Source organism: Stenotrophomonas acidaminiphila, from assembly GCF_014109845.1.
GTDB classification, from domain to species: domain Bacteria; phylum Pseudomonadota; class Gammaproteobacteria; order Xanthomonadales; family Xanthomonadaceae; genus Stenotrophomonas; species Stenotrophomonas acidaminiphila.
Map to the genome: position 1 here is coordinate 3742399 of NZ_CP043567.1, position 16727 is coordinate 3759125.

Sequence of the window (16727 nt, forward strand, 5' to 3'; positions counted from 1 at the left end):
GCTGCCTGCGGGCGGGGCGCCCAGCATAGCGCCGGTCCGGCAGCCGGCGCCCGGCTCGGCTAAACTTGCGTTCTATTTCAATACCCTGCGCCCCCATGTCCGAGAACACGCCTGCCGCTGCTGCCACGCCGGAGACGGCTCCCGCCGAAAAGCGGGACTTCATCCGCCAGATCGTCCGCGAGGACCTGGCCAGCGGCAAGCACACCGCGATCAAGACCCGCTTCCCGCCCGAGCCCAACGGCTACCTGCACATCGGCCACGCCAAGTCGATCTGCCTGAACTTCGGCATCGCCGGCGAGTTCGGCGGCGTGTGCAACCTGCGCTTCGACGACACCAACCCGGCGCGCGAGGACCCCGAGTACGTGGCCGCGATCCAGGACGACGTGCGCTGGCTGGGCTTCGAGTGGAACGAGCTGCGCCACGCCTCGGATTACTTCGAGGCCTACTACCTGGGCGCGCAGAAGCTGATCCGCGACGGCAAGGCCTATGTCTGCGACCTGTCGGCCGAGGAAGTGCGCGCCTACCGCGGCACCCTGACCGAGCCGGGCCGGCCCTCGCCCTACCGCGAGCGCAGCGTCGAGGAGAACCTGGACCTGTTCGCGCGCATGCGCGCGGGCGAGTTCGCCGACGGCACCCGCACCCTGCGCGCCAGGATCGACATGGCCAGCGGCAACATCAACCTGCGCGACCCGGCGATCTACCGGATCAAGCACGTCGAGCACCAGAACACCGGCAACGCCTGGCCGATCTACCCGATGTACGACTACGCGCACGCGCTGGGCGACGCGCTGGAAGGCATCACCCATTCGCTGTGCACGCTGGAGTTCGAGGACCACCGCCCGCTGTACGACTGGTGCGTGGACAACGTCGATTTCGCCCACGACCCGGCGCTGACCCAGCCGCTGGTGGACAAGGGCCTGCCGCGCGAAGCGGCCAAGCCGCGCCAGATCGAGTTCTCGCGGCTGAACATCAACTACACGGTGATGAGCAAGCGCAAGCTGATGGCGCTGGTCACCGAGCAGCTGGTGGACGGCTGGGACGATCCGCGCATGCCGACCCTGCAGGGCCTGCGCCGGCGCGGCTACACCCCGGCGGCGATGCGCCTGTTCGCCGAGCGCGTGGGCATTTCCAAGCAGAACTCGCTGATCGATTTCAGCGTGCTGGAAGGCGCGCTGCGCGAGGACCTGGACAGCGCCGCGCCGCGCCGCATGGCGGTGATCGAGCCGCTGAAGCTGGTGCTCGGCAACCTGCCCGAAGGCCACGAGGAAATGCTGACCTTCAGCAACCACCCCAAGGACGCAGCGTTCGGCGAGCGCCAGGTGCCGTTCTCGCGCGAGCTGTGGATCGAGCGCGAGGATTTCGCCGAAGTCCCGCCCAAGGGCTGGAAGCGGCTGGTGCCGGGCGGCGAAGTGCGCCTGCGCGGCGCCGGCATCGCCCGCGTCGACGAGGTGGTGAAGAACGAGGCAGGCGAGATCGTCGAGCTGCGCGGCTGGCTGGACCCGGAGTCGCGCCCGGGCATGGAAGGCGCCAACCGCAAGGTCAAGGGCACCATCCACTGGGTCAGCGCGCGGCATGCGGTGGAAGCGGAAATCCGCCTGTACGACCGCCTGTTCTCGGTGCCGGACCCGGACGACGAAGCCGACGGCAAGAGCTACCGCGACTACCTCAACCCGGAATCGCGCCGGGTGGTCACCGGCTACGTCGAGCCGGCCGCGGCCAGCGCGGCGCCCGAGCAGTCGTTCCAGTTCGAGCGCACCGGTTACTTCGTCGCCGACCGCCGCGACCACACGGCGGACACGCCGGTGTTCAACCGCAGCGTGACCCTGCGCGACACCTGGGCCGGCTGATCCGGCGGGCGGCGTGCGCGATGCCCGCCGCCCCCTGCCAGCCCGCACCCCACGCCCCCGCCCGCGCCGCGGCCCGGGGCACGCGGCTGCGCCATGCACGGCCGGCCGCGGCGCGCCGGGCTACACTGGCCGCCGCTTTCCCCTGTCCCATGCTCACGAGGCCCCGCCCCGCATGCTGTACGCGCAAGTCCACCTGACCCTCCCCGCCTGGATCCACGAAGTCGTCGATACCAGCCGCGTGTACCCCGGCGATGACGCCAAGGTGGCGCTGGCGATCGAGCTGTCGCGGCTGAACGTGGACGCGCAGACCGGTGGCCCGTTCGGCGCGGCGGTGTTCGGCCCGGACGACCGCGTCATCGCCGCGGCGGTGAACCGGGTGGTGCCGCACTGCACCTCGCTGGCGCATGCCGAGAACATGGCCTACATGCTGGCGCAGCAGCGGCTGCAGAGCCCGCGCCTGAACGACGTGCTGTCGCCGGTGACCCTGGCCACGTCCTCGCAGCCGTGCTGCCAGTGCTACGGCGCGACCATCTGGGCCGGCATCGACCGCCTGCTGATCGGCGCCAGCGCCGCCGACGTCGAGGAGCTGACCGAGTTCGACGAGGGCCCGCTGCCGGCCGACTGGGTCGGCGAACTGAACCGTCGCGGCATCGAGGTGGTGCAGGGCCTGCACCGCGATGCCGCGCGCGCGGTACTGCGCCACTACGGCCACAGCGACGGCGCGCGCTATTGATCCGGCGCACCCGCGCGATGCGCGCGGGCATGCCTTCCGCCTCATTCCAGGGACTTACATGACCGGCCTGTTGTGCTACTGCCGCCAGGGCTTCGAGCCGGAGCTGGCCGCCGAACTGACCGAGCGCGCGGCCCATGCCGGCATCGCCGGCTACGCGCGTACCCGGCGCAACGACGGCTACGTGGTGTTTGCCAGCGACGCCGCCGACGCGCTCGACCGCGCGCTGCCGTGGCGCGGGCTGATCTTCGCGCGGCAGAAGCTGCGCCTGCTGGCCGAACTGCCGCAGCTGGACCCGGCCGACCGCATCAGCCCGATCATCGCCGCACTGCAGGGCCAGCCGCGCTTCGGCGAGCTGTGGGTGGAACACCCCGACTCGGACGCGGGCAAGCCGCTGGCCGGGCTGGCACGCAGTTTCGGCAACGCGCTGCGCCCGGCGCTGCGCAAGGCCGGGCTGCTGACCGACAAGGACAACACCCGGCTGCCGCGCCTGCACGTGGTGTTCGTCGATGGCACGCATGCCTTCGTCGGCGTCGCCGACACCCGCGACAGCGCGCCGTGGGCGCTGGGCATCCCGCGCCTGAAGCTGCTGCCCGAGGCACCCTCGCGTTCGGCGCTGAAGCTGGACGAGGCGCTGCTGACCCTGCTCACGCCCGAGGAACGCGAGGCGCTGGTCAAGCCGGGCATGCGCGCGGCCGACCTGGGCGCCGCGCCCGGTGGCTGGACCTGGGTACTGACCCGCCAGCACCTGCGCGTGACCAGCATCGACAACGGCCCGCTGCGCCAGCACGTGCTCGATACCGGGCTGGTCGACCACCTGCGCGCCGACGGCTTCCACTGGCAGCCGGAAACGCCACTGGACTGGATGGTCTGCGACATGGTCGAACAGCCGCGACGGGTGGCCGAGCGCATGGCCACCTGGATGCGCGAAGGCTGGTGCCGTCATGCGATCTTCAACCTCAAGCTGCCGATGAAGAAGCGCTGGGACGAGACCCGCCTGTGCCTGGACCTGTTCGCCGCGCAGGCCGGGCGGCCGCTGACCGTGCGCGCCAAGCAGCTGTACCACGACCGCGAAGAGATCACCGTGCTGGCGATGCCGGCACGCGCCTGAGCGGCGCTGGCGGCCGCCCCGGCGGCGCGGGACTTTCGCCTGCAACCACCGGCCGCGCGGCGGCGCGGCTCTGGCACACTGCGGCCCTTGCCCGCAGGGAGAGCGCCGCCATCGTCCGTCACGTCCTGTTGCGCCATGCCGCCGCCACGCTCGGCCTGGCCCTGTGCGCCGCCGCCGCGGCCGCCTCCGATTTCGTGGTCCGCGACCATGTCGGCGACGGCGTGTTCACGGCCGGCATCGAAGGCCCGGCGAGCGGCGCGGACGGCGCGCTGTACGTGGTCAACCTCGGCCGCGACGGCACCATCGGCCGCGTCGATGCCAACGGCAACGCCGAGCTGTTCGTCAGCCTGCCCGCGGGCAGCATCGGCAACGGCATCCGCGTGGCCGGCGACGGCGCGCTGCTGGTGGCCGACTATTCCGGCCATGCCGTGCTGCGGGTGGACCCGGCCACGCGCGCGGTGTCGGTGTTCGCCCGCCTGGACGGCGCGCACCAGCCCAACGACATCGCGCAGGCGCCCGACGGCACGCTCTATGCCAGCGACCCGGACTGGGCCAACCCGGACAACGGCCAACTGTGGCGCATCGACCGCGACGGCCGCGCATCGCTGCTCGAGACCGGCATGGGCACCCCCAACGGCATCGAGGTCAGCCCCGACGGCCGCCGCCTGTATGTCAACGAGAGCGTGCAGCGCACCGTGTGGGTGTACGACCGCGGCGACGACGGCGCGCTGTCCAGCAAGCGCCTGCTGATCCGCTTCGACGACCACGGCATGGACGGCATGCGCTGCGACGCCGACGGCAACCTGTACATCGCCCGCTACGGTGCCGGGGTGGTGGCCATCGTCTCGCCCGCCGGCCAGCTGCTGCGCGAGGTGCCGCTGCGCGGCCGCAAGCCCACCAATGTGGCCTTCGGCGGTGCCGATGGCCGGCAGGTGTTCGTGACCCTGCAGGACCGCGGTGCCATCGAGACCTTCCGCGCCGACCGCCGCGGGCGTGAATACGGGCAGTGAGGCCGGGACGCCGGGCTGCCGCGCGGCGTCTCATCCCACGCAACCGCGATCGGGCATGCTGTGGACCCTGGGAGGACACGCATGCATGCCATCGAACTGAATGACCCGGCCGGCTTCGGCAATGAATTCCTGCGCCTGACCCTGCTGCAGGGCTTCCAGTCGCTGACCAAGCGCGACCTGGAGCTGTTGATCTTCGTGCTGCTCGAGCGCGACGGCGCGGTCGACCGCGGCGCCTCCAACGCCACGGTGGCGCTGCAGCTGCGGGTGACCCCGGCCAAGGTCAAGGGCCTGCGCCGCGACGGCTACGCGCGCTGGCGCGCGCTGGTGCCCGAGGACGCCGACGCCGCGCTGCAGCGCATCGTCGCCACCGTATTGACCGAAGCCAACCTGCGCTCGGGGGCCAAGCACGTGAGCGAGCGCAGCCGCAAGGACGGCTTCCTGGCCGTGCGCATCGAACACCCCGACGATGCCCAGCGCTTCGAGCAGGCGATCCTGGAAGTCGGCGCGCTGCCGGTCTACGAGCGCAACCGCGAGGTGGTGGCGGTGCGCTTCGACACGCTGCTGAAGATCGCCGAGCGCTGGGGTTTCCTGCAGCCCGACCCGCAGGCGACGGTGGCGGCGCTGAAGAAGCTGGCCCCGACGTCGGAGGAAGTGGCCGACCTGCTGAAGAAGGACGTCGCGCAGCTGCGCTGGGACGACGTGCGCCGCGCCCTGAACAGCCTCGGCGCCAAGGCGGTCAGTTCCACGGTCGAGGGCGGCCTGAAGGGCCTGCTGAAGCTGGCCTTTCCGTTCATTCCGGGCTGAGGCGGCAAACACGGCCGGCGCTGAACCGGTGGCAACATTCAGCCGGCCTGCATGGGTTCTTGCGGCCGGTTTAACGGCGGCGGGCCAAGCATCGGGGGCGTGTTTTCCCTCACTGGAGTCCACCCATGAACGTTTCCCGCCCGCTGCTTCCCGCCCTGCTGCTGTGCGCGGCCAGTGCTCCGGCGCTGACCCAGGAAACCGGCAGGACCACGCTCATCGACAAGGGCACGCCGGTCACGGTGACCTCGGAAGAACCCGATTCGGTCCGTGGCGACTACCATATCGACTTCGCCACGCTGGACCGCAACCACGACGGCTTCATCAGCCGCCAGGAAGCCCAGGCCAACCCCACGCTCGCGCGCGAGTTCGATGCGCTCGACACCCACCGCAGCGGCCGCCTGGACAAGGCGCAGCTGGAAGGCTGGATGAAGAAGTGAGGGCGGGCGGCCCGGCAGGCGAGCCCCGTCGTCCGTCCCCGAGGTCTGCCGTGATCCGTCCCTGCCTGCCTACCCTTGCCCTGCTGCTGGCCGCCACTGCGGCCGTGCCCGCGCTGGCGCAGCATGCCCCGCGCGACAGCGCCGTCACCGCACCGCTGCCGGCGGCGCCGGCCGGGGTGCGCGCGCAGCCGCTGGCCAGCGGCGCGGTCACCCACCAGGTGCGCCTGCCGGGCGAACCCGGCCAGGCCACGGTGATCGTGCGCTCGATCCAGCCGGACAGCGTGGCCGGCAACTACCGCATCGATTTCCAGGCGCTGGACGTGGATGGCGACGGCTTCATCAGCCGCGAGGAAGCGCAGGCCAACCCGGCGCTGGCCGACGAGTTCAACGCGCTCGACAGCGCCCGGCGCGGTAAGCTGGCGCGCGAACAACTGGCCGGCTGGCTGGTGGACTGAACCCGGCTACAGGCCGGAGGCGCGCTTCCAGAACAGCGACAGCAGCGGCGGCATGCGCCCGGCCAGGCCGAGCAGCGCGCCGCGCGCCAGGGTCAGGTGCATTTCGTCGTTGGAGAACACCCGGTTGATCGCGTCGAAGCCATACGCGGCGACGGTGTTGTCGCTGCGCCGCACCCGCGCCCAGCGCCGCAGCCGGTGCGGCGCGGCCCAGTCGGCGCGGCGCTGGTGCGCGTCGCGCACCAATCCGCGCAGCGCGGCCACGTCGCGCAGGCCGAGGTTGACGCCCTGCCCGGCCAGCGGGTGCACCATGTGCGCGGCGTCGCCCAGCACCAGTACGCGGCCGGCGACATAGTCGCTGGCCAGCTGCCGGCGCAGCGGGAAGGCCGCGCGCGGCGAGACCGGGCGCATCGCCCCCAGGCGGCCGGCGAAGGCGTTGGTCAGTTCGCGGCCGAAGGCCTCGTCGTCCAGCGCCAGCACCCGCTCGGCCTCGGCGTCGGGCAGGGTCCAGACGATGGAACTGCGGTGCGTGTCCACCGGCAGCACCGCCAGCGGGCCGGTATCGAGGAAACGCTGCCAGGCGGTGGCTTCGTTGCGGCGCTCGCTGTCCACGTAGCCGACCACGCCGCGCTGGCCGTAGTCGTGGCGCGACACCTCCAGCCCGGCCAGCGCGCGCAGGGTGGACTCGCCGCCGTCGGCGGCGATGGCCACCGCCGCGTCGACCCGGCGGCCGTCGTCCAGGCGCAGGCGCACGCCGCGCTCGTCCTGCTCCATCGCCTCGACCCGCGCCGGGCAATGCAGGTGCACGCCGGCGCCGGGCAGTGCCGCCCACAGCCGGTCCACCAGCAGGCCGTTCTCGACGATCCAGCCCAGCTCGCGGCGCCCCAGGGCGTCGGCATCGAAGGCCAGTTCGCCGCCGCCGGCCGCGTCCCACACCCGCATCCGCAGGTAGGGGTGCGCCCGGGCCTGCGCCACCTGCGGCCACACGTCCAGCGACGCCAGCAGCGCGGCGTTGTCGTGGGCGAAGGCGAACACGCGCAGGTCCGGCCGCTGCGCCGACCACGGCGCCGGCTCGCGCCCTTCCACCAGCGCCACCCGCAACCCTTCCCGTGCCAGCGCCAGCGCGCAGGTGCTGCCGACCACGCCCGCCCCGACCACCACCGCATCCAATCCGCCACGCCGGCTCATTGCACCTGGCTCCTGCACAGTGCGGGCACCTGCCCGCGGAATCCCATCGCGCCACCGACCAGGAACGACTGCAGCGGCGCGGCCTGCGCGGCGGCCACCAGCCCGAGGCTGCGCAGCGGCCGCAGCAGCGGCGCCGGGTTGCCGGTCAGGCGCGCCAGCCCGTCGGAGAAGGCCAGGGTCTGCTCGCGGTCGGGCGCGCGGCGCTGCACATAGGCCTGCAGCAGGTCGTCGGCACCCGGGTCGCGCGCGGCATCGCCGATCAGCTCGGCCAGGGTCAGCGCATCGCGCAGGCCAAGGTTGAAACCCTGCGCGCCCAGCGGGTGGATGGTCTGCGCGGCGTTGCCCAGCAGCAGCGCGCGCTCGCCGACCAGGTGCCGCGCCAGCACCTGGACCAGCGGGTAGGCGCTGCGCGGGCCGCTTTCCAGCAGCCGCCCGGCGCGCCAGCCCAGCACCGCCTGCACGCGCTGCAGCCAGGCGCTGTCGTCCAGCGCCTGCACCGCGTCGGCCGCGTCGCGGGCCACGCCATGGACCAGGCCGTAGTGGCGGTCGCCGCGCGGCAGCAGCGCGGTCGGGCCGGTGTCGGTGAAACGCTCCCAGGCGGTGCCGTCCGGTGCCTTGGCGGTGCGCACCTGGGCCACGAACAGGGTCTGCAGGTAATCGTGTTCGCTGGCCTCGATGCCCAGGGCCTGGCGCACCGCGCTGCGGGTGCCGTCGGCGCCGACCACCAGCCGCGCGCGCAGGCGGCGCTCGCCGCTGGCATCGGCGATGCGCACCGCGCGGCGGCCATCGGCGCAGTCGCCCAGGCCGACGAACGTCGCCGGGCGGTAGCGGGTCAACCGCTGCAGGTCGCCCAGGCGCGCCTCCAGCGCGTGGCCGAAATCGCGCGCCACCACCACCTGGCCGAAGGCATCGCGGCCGTAGTCGCCGGCGTCCAGCAGCACGCGGCCGAAATCGCCGGCGCGGCTGACGTGGATGCGGCGGATCGGGCCGGGCGGCCCCTGCAGGCGCTGCATCACGCCCAGCGCGGTGAGCGCGTTGACCGTGGCCGCGGCGAAACTGAGGTTGCGCTGGTCGAACACCGCCGGCAGCGCCCCGGCCGGGGTCGCCTCCACCAGCCCCACGTCCAGCCCCAGCCGGTCCAGGGCGATGGACAGGCTGGCACCGACCAGTCCGCCACCGACGATCACCACATCATGAAGGTCGCTCATGCCGCCATGATAAAGGCTCGGTCGCCGCGATCGCCGCCGCGATGCCGCGCCGCAACCGCGGCCCCGGCGCGACTGCGGCTAGAATGGCGGTCTGATTCCGCCAGATCCTTCATCATCATGACCGCCAACGTCCAACGCACCTTCGTCCTGACCCTGCTCGTGCTGCTGATGGTCGGCACCCGCATCAACCATTTCGCGCCGATCCCGGACGCGTCCTGGGCGGTGTTCTTCATCGGCGGCTTCTACCTGCGCAGCTGGACCCGCTGGGCGTTCCCGCTGCTGATGGCGCTGGCGGTGGCCATCGACTGGGCCGTGATCAGCGGCCAGGGCATGGATTTCTGGGCGCACTACTGCGTGTCGGCCGGCTACTGGGCACTGGTCCCGGCCTACTTCGCCATGTGGGCCGGCGGCATGCTGCTGCGCCGCGCCTACACCGGCGCCAGCTGGCGCGCGCTGGGCCTGTTCGCCGCGACCCTGGTCGGCGCGGTGGTGCTGTGCCACCTGTTCGCGCAGGGCGGCTTCTACTGGACCAGCGAAGTCGTCGCCGAGCCGACCGTCGCCGGCTGGTTCAAGAACTACACCGACTGGCTGCTGCCGTACATGCGCACCGCGGCCCTGTACACGGGCATGGCGGCGCTGGCGCAGGTCGCCGCCGAGGCGTTCGCGCGCCAGGCGGCCGCCGACCGCATCGCGCACTGAGCGGCCGCGCGCCATGGGCAACCGGCTCTCCAAGATCTACACCCGCACCGGCGACGACGGCAGTACCGGCCTGGGCGACGGCAGCCGTACCGGCAAGGACTCGCTGCGGGTCAATGCCTACGGCACCGTGGACGAGGCCAACTCGGCCATCGGCGTGCTGCTGGCGGTGGCGCTGCCGGACGACGTGCGCGCGCTGCTGACCACGATCCAGCACCAGCTGTTCGACCTGGGCGGCGAGCTGTGCATTCCCGGCCATGCCGCCATCCAGGCCGCCGACATCGATGCGCTGGAACGGCACCTGGACCGCTACAACGACGACCTGCCGCCGCTGAAGGATTTCATCCTGCCGGCCGGCGGCGAGGCGGCGGCGCGCTGCCACCTGGCGCGCACCATCGTGCGCCGCGCCGAGCGCGAGGCCGTGGCCCTGTCCCGGGTCGAGGCCGTGCGTGGCGAGGCGGTGCGCTACCTGAACCGCCTGTCCGACCTGCTGTTCGTGCTGGCGCGGGTGCTGGCGCGGGCCGACGGCCACGGCGAAGTGCTGTGGAACCACGAGCGCCGGCACGGCTGACGCCCCCGGGCGCGGCCGGTTACAGTGCCGACATGCTCGTATTCACCCACACGGCCTGCCTGGGCCATGACCCCGGCCCCGACCATCCCGAATCGCCCGAACGGCTGCGCGCGGTGCTGGACGCACTGCGTGCGGCGTTTCCGGACCAGCTGGACTGGCGCCAGGCGCCGCCGGCCAAGCTCGGCGAACTGGCCCGGGTCCATACCCGCGAGCTGATCGACGACATGCTGCAGGCGCAGACCGCGCCGCTGCGGCGGATCGACCTGGACACCTTCACCTCGCCGGGCTCGGCCAGCGCCGCGCTGCACGCGGCCGGCGCCGGCGTGGCCGCGGTCGACGCGGTGATGCGCGGCCCCGACCGGCGCGCGTTCTGCGCGGTACGCCCGCCCGGGCACCACGCCACCGCCGACACCGCGATGGGCTTCTGCCTGTTCAACAACATCGCCGTGGCCGCGGCCTACGCCCGCGACGTGCACGGGCTGGAACGGGTCGCCATCGTCGATTTCGACGTCCACCACGGCAACGGCACCCAGGCGATCTTCGAGACCGACCCGCGGGTGGCCTACTACAGCAGCCACGAATCGGGCCTGTTCCCGTACTCCGGCAACATGCGCGAGCGCGGCGTGGGCAATGTCTGCAACATCCTGCTGCCACCGGGCAGCGGCGGGTTCCGCTTCCGCAACACCTGGGCCGACGAGCTGCTGCCGCTGGTCGACACCTTCCGCCCGCAGCTGCTGTTCGTGTCGGCCGGTTTCGACGCCCACCTGCACGACCCGCAGGCCGACCTGATGGTCGAGACCGAGGACTTCGGCTGGCTGACGACCGAGCTGGCGGCACTGGCCGACCGCCATGCCGACGGCCGCCTGGTCTCCATGCTCGAGGGGGGGTACGACCTGCAGGCCCTGGCCGAATCCAGCGTGGCCCATGTCGGCGCCCTGCTCACCCGGTGACGGGCGAATGAATCCGGCCCCGCGCCCGCGGCCGATCTTCATTGCCCCCATGCAGGCGATGCGGCAAGCTAGCGGCCATTTTTCCTGAATCCGATCCGCGTGCGCCCAGCCCTCCGCCTGCTTCCCCTGCCCCTGAGCATCGCCTTCGGACTGTCGGCGATGGCCAGCGAGAAGCCGGTGAACTGGAACCTGTGCCCGGCCACCGACGTGCTGCCGGCCTTCGACGACGCGCCCAAGGCCGACCCGGCCGCGGCCGCCACCCGCGACCAGTTGCCCACCGACATCGAGGGCGACCAGCTCTCCGGCACCAGCACCATCCCCCTGTACAAGGGCAATGTGGCGCTCAAGCGCGGCGACCAGTTCATGGGCACCGACAACCTGCGTTTCGATACCGAGACCGGCAACTACATCGCCGACGGCAACGTGCGCTATTCGGATTCGTCGATCCGCCTGACCGCCCGGCGCGCCGAGGGCAACCAGGAAACGGACAGCCACAAGATCAGCGACATCAAGTACCAGCTGGTCTCGCGCCGCGGCAACGGCAGTGCCGACTCGATCGACCTGCAGGGCTCGGTCGGGCAGATGCACCGTTCCACCTACACCACCTGCGATCCGTCGCAGCCGGTGTGGAAGCTGGCCGCGCCGCAGATCGAGGTGGACAACGACGAAGGCTTCGGCACCGCCCGCAACGCGGTGCTGCGCGTCGGCAAAGTGCCGGTGATGTACATGCCGTGGTTCAAGTTCCCGATCGACGACCGGCGCCTGACCGGCCTGCTCTATCCCAAGCTGAGCCAGTCCGGGCGCAACGGCTTCGACTATGCGCAGCCGATCTATTTCAACCTGGCGCCGAATTACGACGACACCCTGACCCCGCGCTGGATGAGCCGGCGCGGGCTGATGCTGGACAACGAGTTCCGCTACCTCTACGGCGGCGGCCGCGGCCAGCTGGAAACCGAGTGGATGCCGAACGATTCGCTGCGCGACCGGGAGCGCGGCAAGATCGTCTTCAGCGGCTACCACAACATCGACAGCCACTGGCAGGCGCGCGCCAGCCTGGCCTGGGTCAGCGACGAGCGCTACATGGAGGATTTCGCCAACCGCCTGCTCGGGGTGACCGCCTCCAACCTGCAGAGCACCGCCGGCCTGTACGGCACCGGTCGCACCTGGACCGCCGGCCTGATGGCCGACCAGTGGCAGCTGACCGATTACACCCTGACCGAGGCCGCCCTGCCCTACAGCCGGCAGCCGCGCCTGTTCGGCACCTGGGACGACAGCTTCGGCCGCTGGTTCCAGGCCGGCGTCTACGCCGAAGCGGTGCGTTTCACCCACGACGACATCCACGGCAAGACCATCGTCGACGGCGAATACGTGCGCGACGGCAGCCTGACCCGGGTCGACGGCGGCTCGCGCCTGGACGTCAAGCCCTACGTATCGATGCCGCTGGCCGGCGCCGCGTGGTACATCACCCCGACCCTGGCCTGGCGCTACACCGCCTACGAACTGGAACGCGGCCTGGCCGACAGCCTCCGCCGCGACCAGCTGGTGGCGGCCGGCATCGACCCGGCCACGGCCACCCCGGAACAGCTGCGCGGCAATACCTCGCCGCACCGCAGCCTGCCCATCGCCAGCCTGGACATGGGGCTGTTCTTCGACCGCGAGACCGAGATCGGCGGCAGGTCCTACCTGCACACCCTCGAGCCGCGCCTGTTCTACCTGAACACCCCGTACCGCGACCAGCGCGACCTGCCGCTGTTCGATACCCGCGCCTTCACCTTCAGCTGGGGCCAGCTGTTCCGCGATTCGCGCTTCACCGGCGCCGACCGCCAGAACGACGCCAACCAGCTGACCACGGCCCTGACCACGCGCCTGATCCGCCAGGCCGACGGCCGCGAGAAGCTGTCGGCCAGCATCGGCCAGATTTCCTACTTCGATGACTCCAGGACCACGCTCGGCAGCGGCGATGCGATCGTCCAGCAGGGCAACTCGGCCTGGGTCGCCGACGTCAACTGGGCGATCAACGACCGCTGGACCCTGGGCAGCACCTACCAGTGGAACCCGAAGTACCGCAAGGAAGACCTGTCCAGCGTACGCGCGCGCTACCTGATGCCCGGGGACGGCGTGGTCAACCTGACCTACCGCTACCGGCGCAACCCCAGCACCAACGTCGACCAGCTCAAGCAGGCCGACCTGTCGTTCCTGTACCCGATCAACCCGCGCTGGAGCATCGTCGGCCGCTATTACTACTCGATGCTCGACAGCAAGCCGCTGGAAATCATCGGCGGCGTGCAGTGGGACAGCTGCTGCCTGGCGGTGCGCGCGCTGGCCCGGCGCTACGTGCGCAACCGCGAGGGCGAGATGAACAATTCCCTGCAGGTCGAGTTCGTGCTCAAGGGCCTGAGCTCGGTCGGGCAGAACACGGACCGCACCTTGCGCCGTGCTATTCTCGGCTACAACCGAGACGACCTGTACCTCGTTCCGCCCAGCAACATCGAGGCGAACGACGACGACTACGATCCGAACCTGATTCCATGACCAAGACCCTATCCGCAGTCCTCGCCACCCTGCTGGCGTTTGCCGGCGTGTCCGCACCGGTCGCCGCGCAGCAGGCGCAGCCGCTGGACCGCATCGCCGCCGTCGTCGACGAGGACGTGATCCTGCAGAGCGAACTGCAGCGCGCGGTCAACAACATCAAGTCCCAGTACGCCGGCCGCGAGCACCAGCTGCCGCCGCAGGGCGTGCTGGAACGCCAGGTGCTCGAGCGCCTGGTGCTGGTCAAGCTGCAGGTCGCCCGCGCCGAGAGCAGCGGCATCCGCGTCAATGGCGAGGAACTGAACCACGCCGTGGCCAGCATCGCCCAGCAGAACGGTACCGACGTGGACGGCCTGCGCCAGCGGCTGGCCCAGGACGGCATCGGCTTCGAGGATTTCCGCAACTCCGTGCGCGAGGAGATCATCACCCAGCGCCTGCGCCAGAGCTTCGCGCAGAGCCGCATCAGCGTCAGCGAGGGTGAGGTCGACGCGGCGCTGGCGCAGCAGAACGCCGGCGGCATGCAGTATCACCTGGCGCACATCCTGGTGGCCCTGCCGGACGGCGCCAGCGCCGAGCAGATCGCCACCGGCCAGAGCAAGATCGACGGCATCAAGAACCTGATCGGCAAGGGCGAGCTGGACTTTTCCGCCGCCGCGGTGCGCTATTCGGACAGCCCCAACGCGCTGGAAGGCGGCGACCTGGGCTGGCGCAGCCTCGACGAGATCCCCGGCGCGTTCGCCGCGCAGATCAAGGCGATGAAGGCCGGCGACGTGATCGGCCCGATCCGCGGCCCGAGCGGCTTCCAGCTGCTGAAGCTGGTGGAAGTACGCGACAGCGACAGTGCCGCCGGCACCCGCACCGTCACCGAGTACCACGCCCGCCACATCCTGGTGCGGGTGACCGACCAGGTGGACAACGCCGCGGCCAAGGCCAGGATCGAGACCCTGCGCGCGCGCATCGCCGGCGGTGCCGATTTCGAGGCCGTCGCCAAAGAGTCGTCCGAGGACACCAACAGCCGTGGCCAGGGCGGCGACCTGGGCTGGTTCCCGGCCGATGCGTTCGGCCCGGACTTCGGCCGCCAGGTCGAGAGCGTGCAGGACGGCGGCGTCACCGCGCCGTTCCGCACCGATGCCGGCTGGCACATCGTGCAGCGCGTGGCCACCCGCCAGACCGATGTGACCGACGACAACAAGCGCGCGCAGATCCGCGACCAGATCGGCCGCCGCAAGCTGGACGACGAGTACAACCGTTTCCTGCAGGAGCTGCGCGGCGACGCCTACGTCAGCTTCCGCACCGGCGACCGCGCCGAGGGCACCGCCGAGCCGGCCGCCGGCACGGCCGAACCCGCCAAGCCCTGATCCCATGGTTCCCCAGCTCGCTCTGGTCCCGGGCGAGCCTTCCGGGGTCGGCCCGGAACTCTGCGTCCGGCTCGTCCAGCAGCCGCGCAGCGATTGCCGGCTGCTGGCATTCGCCGACCCCGACACGCTGCGCGCCGCCGCCGCCGCGCTCGACCTGCCACTGAACCTGCTGCCCGAAGACGCCCACGCATCGGCGCCGGGCGACCTGCGCCTGCGCGAGGTGCGCAACGCCGCGCCGTGCCGCTTCGGCCAGCCCGATCCGGCCAACGCGCGCGCGGTGATCGACGCCCTGCTCGGCGCCGGCCAGGCCTGCCTGGATGGCGGGCTCGACGGCGTGGTCACCGGCCCGGTGCACAAGGCGGCGATCAACGAAGGCGGCATCGCCTACAGCGGCACCACCGAACTGCTGGCCCGGCAGGCCGGCGTCGAGGTGGTGATGATGCTGGCCAACGCGCACATGCGCGTGGCCCTGGCCACCACCCACCTGCCGCTGCGCGCCGTGCCCGATGCGATCACCGCCGCGGGCCTGCGCACGGTCATCGGCACCACCCACGCCGCGCTGCGCCGCGACTTCGGGCTGGAGCGGCCGCGCATCGCCGTGCTCGGCCTGAACCCGCACGCGGGCGAGGACGGGCACCTCGGCCGCGAGGAACTGGACGTCATCATCCCGCTGCTGGAACGCCTGCGCGGCGAAGGCCTGGACCTGGCCGGGCCGCTGCCTGCCGACACCGCCTTCCTGCCGGCCAGGCTGCGCGGCTTCGACGCGGTGCTGGCGATGTACCACGACCAGGGCCTGCCGGTGCTCAAGTACAGCGGCTTCGAGCAGGCGGTGAACGTCACCCTGGGACTGCCCTACCCGCGCGTGGCGGTCGACCATGGCACCGCGCTGGACCTGGCGGGCAAGGGCACGGCCGACCCGTCCAGCCTGCAGGCCGCCACCGCGCTGTGCGCGCGGCTGGCCGCACAACGTAAAATCACCCCATGAATCCCTCCCATTCCCCGCGCGCCGGCGCCGGCTTCACCGCGCCGGCGAAGAAGCAGCTCGGCCAGCACTTCCTGGCCGACGCGCACTACGTCGAGAAGATCGTGCTGGCGGTCAACCCCCGGCCCGGCGACCGCCTGGTCGAGATCGGCCCGGGCCAGGGCGCCATCACCTTCCCGCTGCTGCGCCGGCATCCGCAGCTGACGGTGATCGAGTTCGACCGCGACCTGATCGCGCCGCTCACCGCCGCGGCCGCGCCGCTGGGCGAGCTGACCATCGTCCACCGCGACGTGCTGCAGGTCGATTTCACCGAGCTGGCCGGTGGTTCGCCGATCCGGCTGGTCGGCAACCTGCCCTACAACATCTCCTCGCCGATCCTGTTCCATGCGCTGGAACACGCCGCGGCGATCTCGGACATGACCTTCATGCTGCAGAAGGAAGTGGTGGACCGCATGGCCGCCGGCCCCGGCAGCAAGGTCTACGGCCGCCTGAGCGTGATGCTGCAGGCCTGGTGCCAGGTGACCTCGCTGTTCGTGGTGCCGCCGGGCGCGTTCCGGCCGCCGCCCAAGGTCGACTCGGCGGTGGTCCGGCTGGTGCCGCGCGACCCGGCCACGGTCGGCATCGCCGATCCGCAGCACTTCGCGCACCTGGTCAAGGCCGCCTTCGGGCAACGCCGCAAGACCCTGCGCAACGCCCTGAACGGCATCGTCGATGAAGCCGGCTTCGCCGCCACCGGCGTGCGCAGCGACGCGCGTGCCGAGCAGCTGGAGGTGGCCGACTTCATCGCCTTGGCCAACGCCACCGCCACCGCTGCCTGACATCCGCTCACACCGCTTTTGCTTACACTTGCCCGC

The 16727-nt window shown here is 71.5% G+C and carries 16 protein-coding genes; 14 read left to right on the forward strand and 2 right to left on the reverse strand.

The window, feature by feature from the left end; translation table 11 throughout:
- Nucleotides 1-95 precede the first annotated feature (95 nt).
- The 7 genes from F0P95_RS17055 (at nucleotide 96) to F0P95_RS17085 (ending at nucleotide 6394) form a co-directional block, all read left to right on the forward strand.
- On the forward strand, nucleotides 96-1847 hold the full coding sequence (locus tag F0P95_RS17055) for a glutamine--tRNA ligase/YqeY domain fusion protein (protein ID WP_182335222.1): 1752 nt from the start codon (nucleotides 96-98) through the stop codon (nucleotides 1845-1847).
- A 172-nt stretch (nucleotides 1848-2019) separates the two neighbouring features.
- Nucleotides 2020-2580 (forward strand): nucleoside deaminase, encoded by a 561-nt coding sequence (locus F0P95_RS17060; RefSeq protein ID WP_182212717.1) that lies wholly within the window; start codon nucleotides 2020-2022, stop codon nucleotides 2578-2580.
- A gap of 58 nt (nucleotides 2581-2638) precedes the next feature.
- On the forward strand, nucleotides 2639-3688 hold the full coding sequence (rlmM, locus tag F0P95_RS17065; protein ID WP_182335223.1) for a 23S rRNA (cytidine(2498)-2'-O)-methyltransferase RlmM: 1050 nt from the start codon (nucleotides 2639-2641) through the stop codon (nucleotides 3686-3688).
- Between the two features lie 110 nt (nucleotides 3689-3798).
- Complete coding sequence (locus F0P95_RS17070) at nucleotides 3799-4698, forward strand: SMP-30/gluconolactonase/LRE family protein (RefSeq protein ID WP_182337071.1); 900 nt, start codon at nucleotides 3799-3801, stop codon at nucleotides 4696-4698.
- Between the two features lie 81 nt (nucleotides 4699-4779).
- The gene (locus tag F0P95_RS17075; RefSeq protein WP_182335224.1) at nucleotides 4780-5502 is read left to right on the forward strand and encodes a hypothetical protein; all 723 of its coding nucleotides are present in this window, start codon (nucleotides 4780-4782) and stop codon (nucleotides 5500-5502) included.
- A gap of 125 nt (nucleotides 5503-5627) precedes the next feature.
- Entirely contained in the window at nucleotides 5628-5939 is a 312-nt protein-coding gene (locus tag F0P95_RS17080; RefSeq protein ID WP_182335225.1) for an EF-hand domain-containing protein, read from the forward strand.
- Between the two features lie 50 nt (nucleotides 5940-5989).
- Complete coding sequence (locus F0P95_RS17085) at nucleotides 5990-6394, forward strand: EF-hand domain-containing protein (RefSeq protein WP_232528710.1); 405 nt, start codon at nucleotides 5990-5992, stop codon at nucleotides 6392-6394.
- 6 nt (nucleotides 6395-6400) lie between these two features.
- Here F0P95_RS17085 and F0P95_RS17090 read toward each other — a convergent pair whose 3' ends face one another.
- Both F0P95_RS17090 and ubiH read right to left on the reverse strand, forming a co-directional pair.
- Nucleotides 6401-7579, reverse strand: coding sequence for a UbiH/UbiF family hydroxylase (locus F0P95_RS17090; protein WP_182335226.1), 1179 nt, complete (start codon nucleotides 7577-7579; stop codon nucleotides 6401-6403).
- Nucleotides 7576-8787, reverse strand: coding sequence for a 2-octaprenyl-6-methoxyphenyl hydroxylase (gene ubiH, locus F0P95_RS17095; RefSeq protein WP_182335227.1), 1212 nt, complete (start codon nucleotides 8785-8787; stop codon nucleotides 7576-7578). The genes F0P95_RS17090 and ubiH overlap by 4 nt, the downstream gene beginning before the upstream one ends.
- A gap of 117 nt (nucleotides 8788-8904) precedes the next feature.
- Between ubiH and F0P95_RS17100 the strand changes: the two genes are divergently transcribed.
- The 7 genes from F0P95_RS17100 to rsmA all read left to right on the forward strand — a co-directional run bounded on the left by F0P95_RS17100 (nucleotide 8905) and on the right by rsmA (nucleotide 16691).
- A complete protein-coding gene (locus F0P95_RS17100; RefSeq protein WP_182335228.1) occupies nucleotides 8905-9486 on the forward strand; it encodes a hypothetical protein in 582 nt (193 codons plus the stop codon).
- 13 nt (nucleotides 9487-9499) lie between these two features.
- Nucleotides 9500-10054 (forward strand): cob(I)yrinic acid a,c-diamide adenosyltransferase, encoded by a 555-nt coding sequence (locus F0P95_RS17105; RefSeq protein WP_182335229.1) that lies wholly within the window; start codon nucleotides 9500-9502, stop codon nucleotides 10052-10054.
- A 32-nt stretch (nucleotides 10055-10086) separates the two neighbouring features.
- Nucleotides 10087-11004, forward strand: a complete 918-nt coding sequence (locus F0P95_RS17110; protein ID WP_182335230.1) for a histone deacetylase family protein — start codon at nucleotides 10087-10089, stop codon at nucleotides 11002-11004.
- Between the two features lie 99 nt (nucleotides 11005-11103).
- Nucleotides 11104-13536: an LPS-assembly protein LptD gene (lptD, locus tag F0P95_RS17115; protein ID WP_182335231.1), complete on the forward strand. Its 2433-nt coding sequence runs from the start codon at nucleotides 11104-11106 to the stop codon at nucleotides 13534-13536.
- The gene (locus F0P95_RS17120) at nucleotides 13533-14891 is read left to right on the forward strand and encodes a peptidylprolyl isomerase (protein WP_182335232.1); all 1359 of its coding nucleotides are present in this window, start codon (nucleotides 13533-13535) and stop codon (nucleotides 14889-14891) included. Before lptD ends, F0P95_RS17120 begins: the two co-directional genes overlap by 4 nt.
- 4 nt (nucleotides 14892-14895) lie before the next feature.
- Complete coding sequence (pdxA, locus tag F0P95_RS17125) at nucleotides 14896-15876, forward strand: 4-hydroxythreonine-4-phosphate dehydrogenase PdxA (RefSeq protein ID WP_182335233.1); 981 nt, start codon at nucleotides 14896-14898, stop codon at nucleotides 15874-15876.
- The gene (rsmA, locus tag F0P95_RS17130; RefSeq protein ID WP_182335234.1) at nucleotides 15873-16691 is read left to right on the forward strand and encodes a 16S rRNA (adenine(1518)-N(6)/adenine(1519)-N(6))-dimethyltransferase RsmA; all 819 of its coding nucleotides are present in this window, start codon (nucleotides 15873-15875) and stop codon (nucleotides 16689-16691) included. Before pdxA ends, rsmA begins: the two co-directional genes overlap by 4 nt.
- Nucleotides 16692-16727 lie beyond the last annotated feature (36 nt).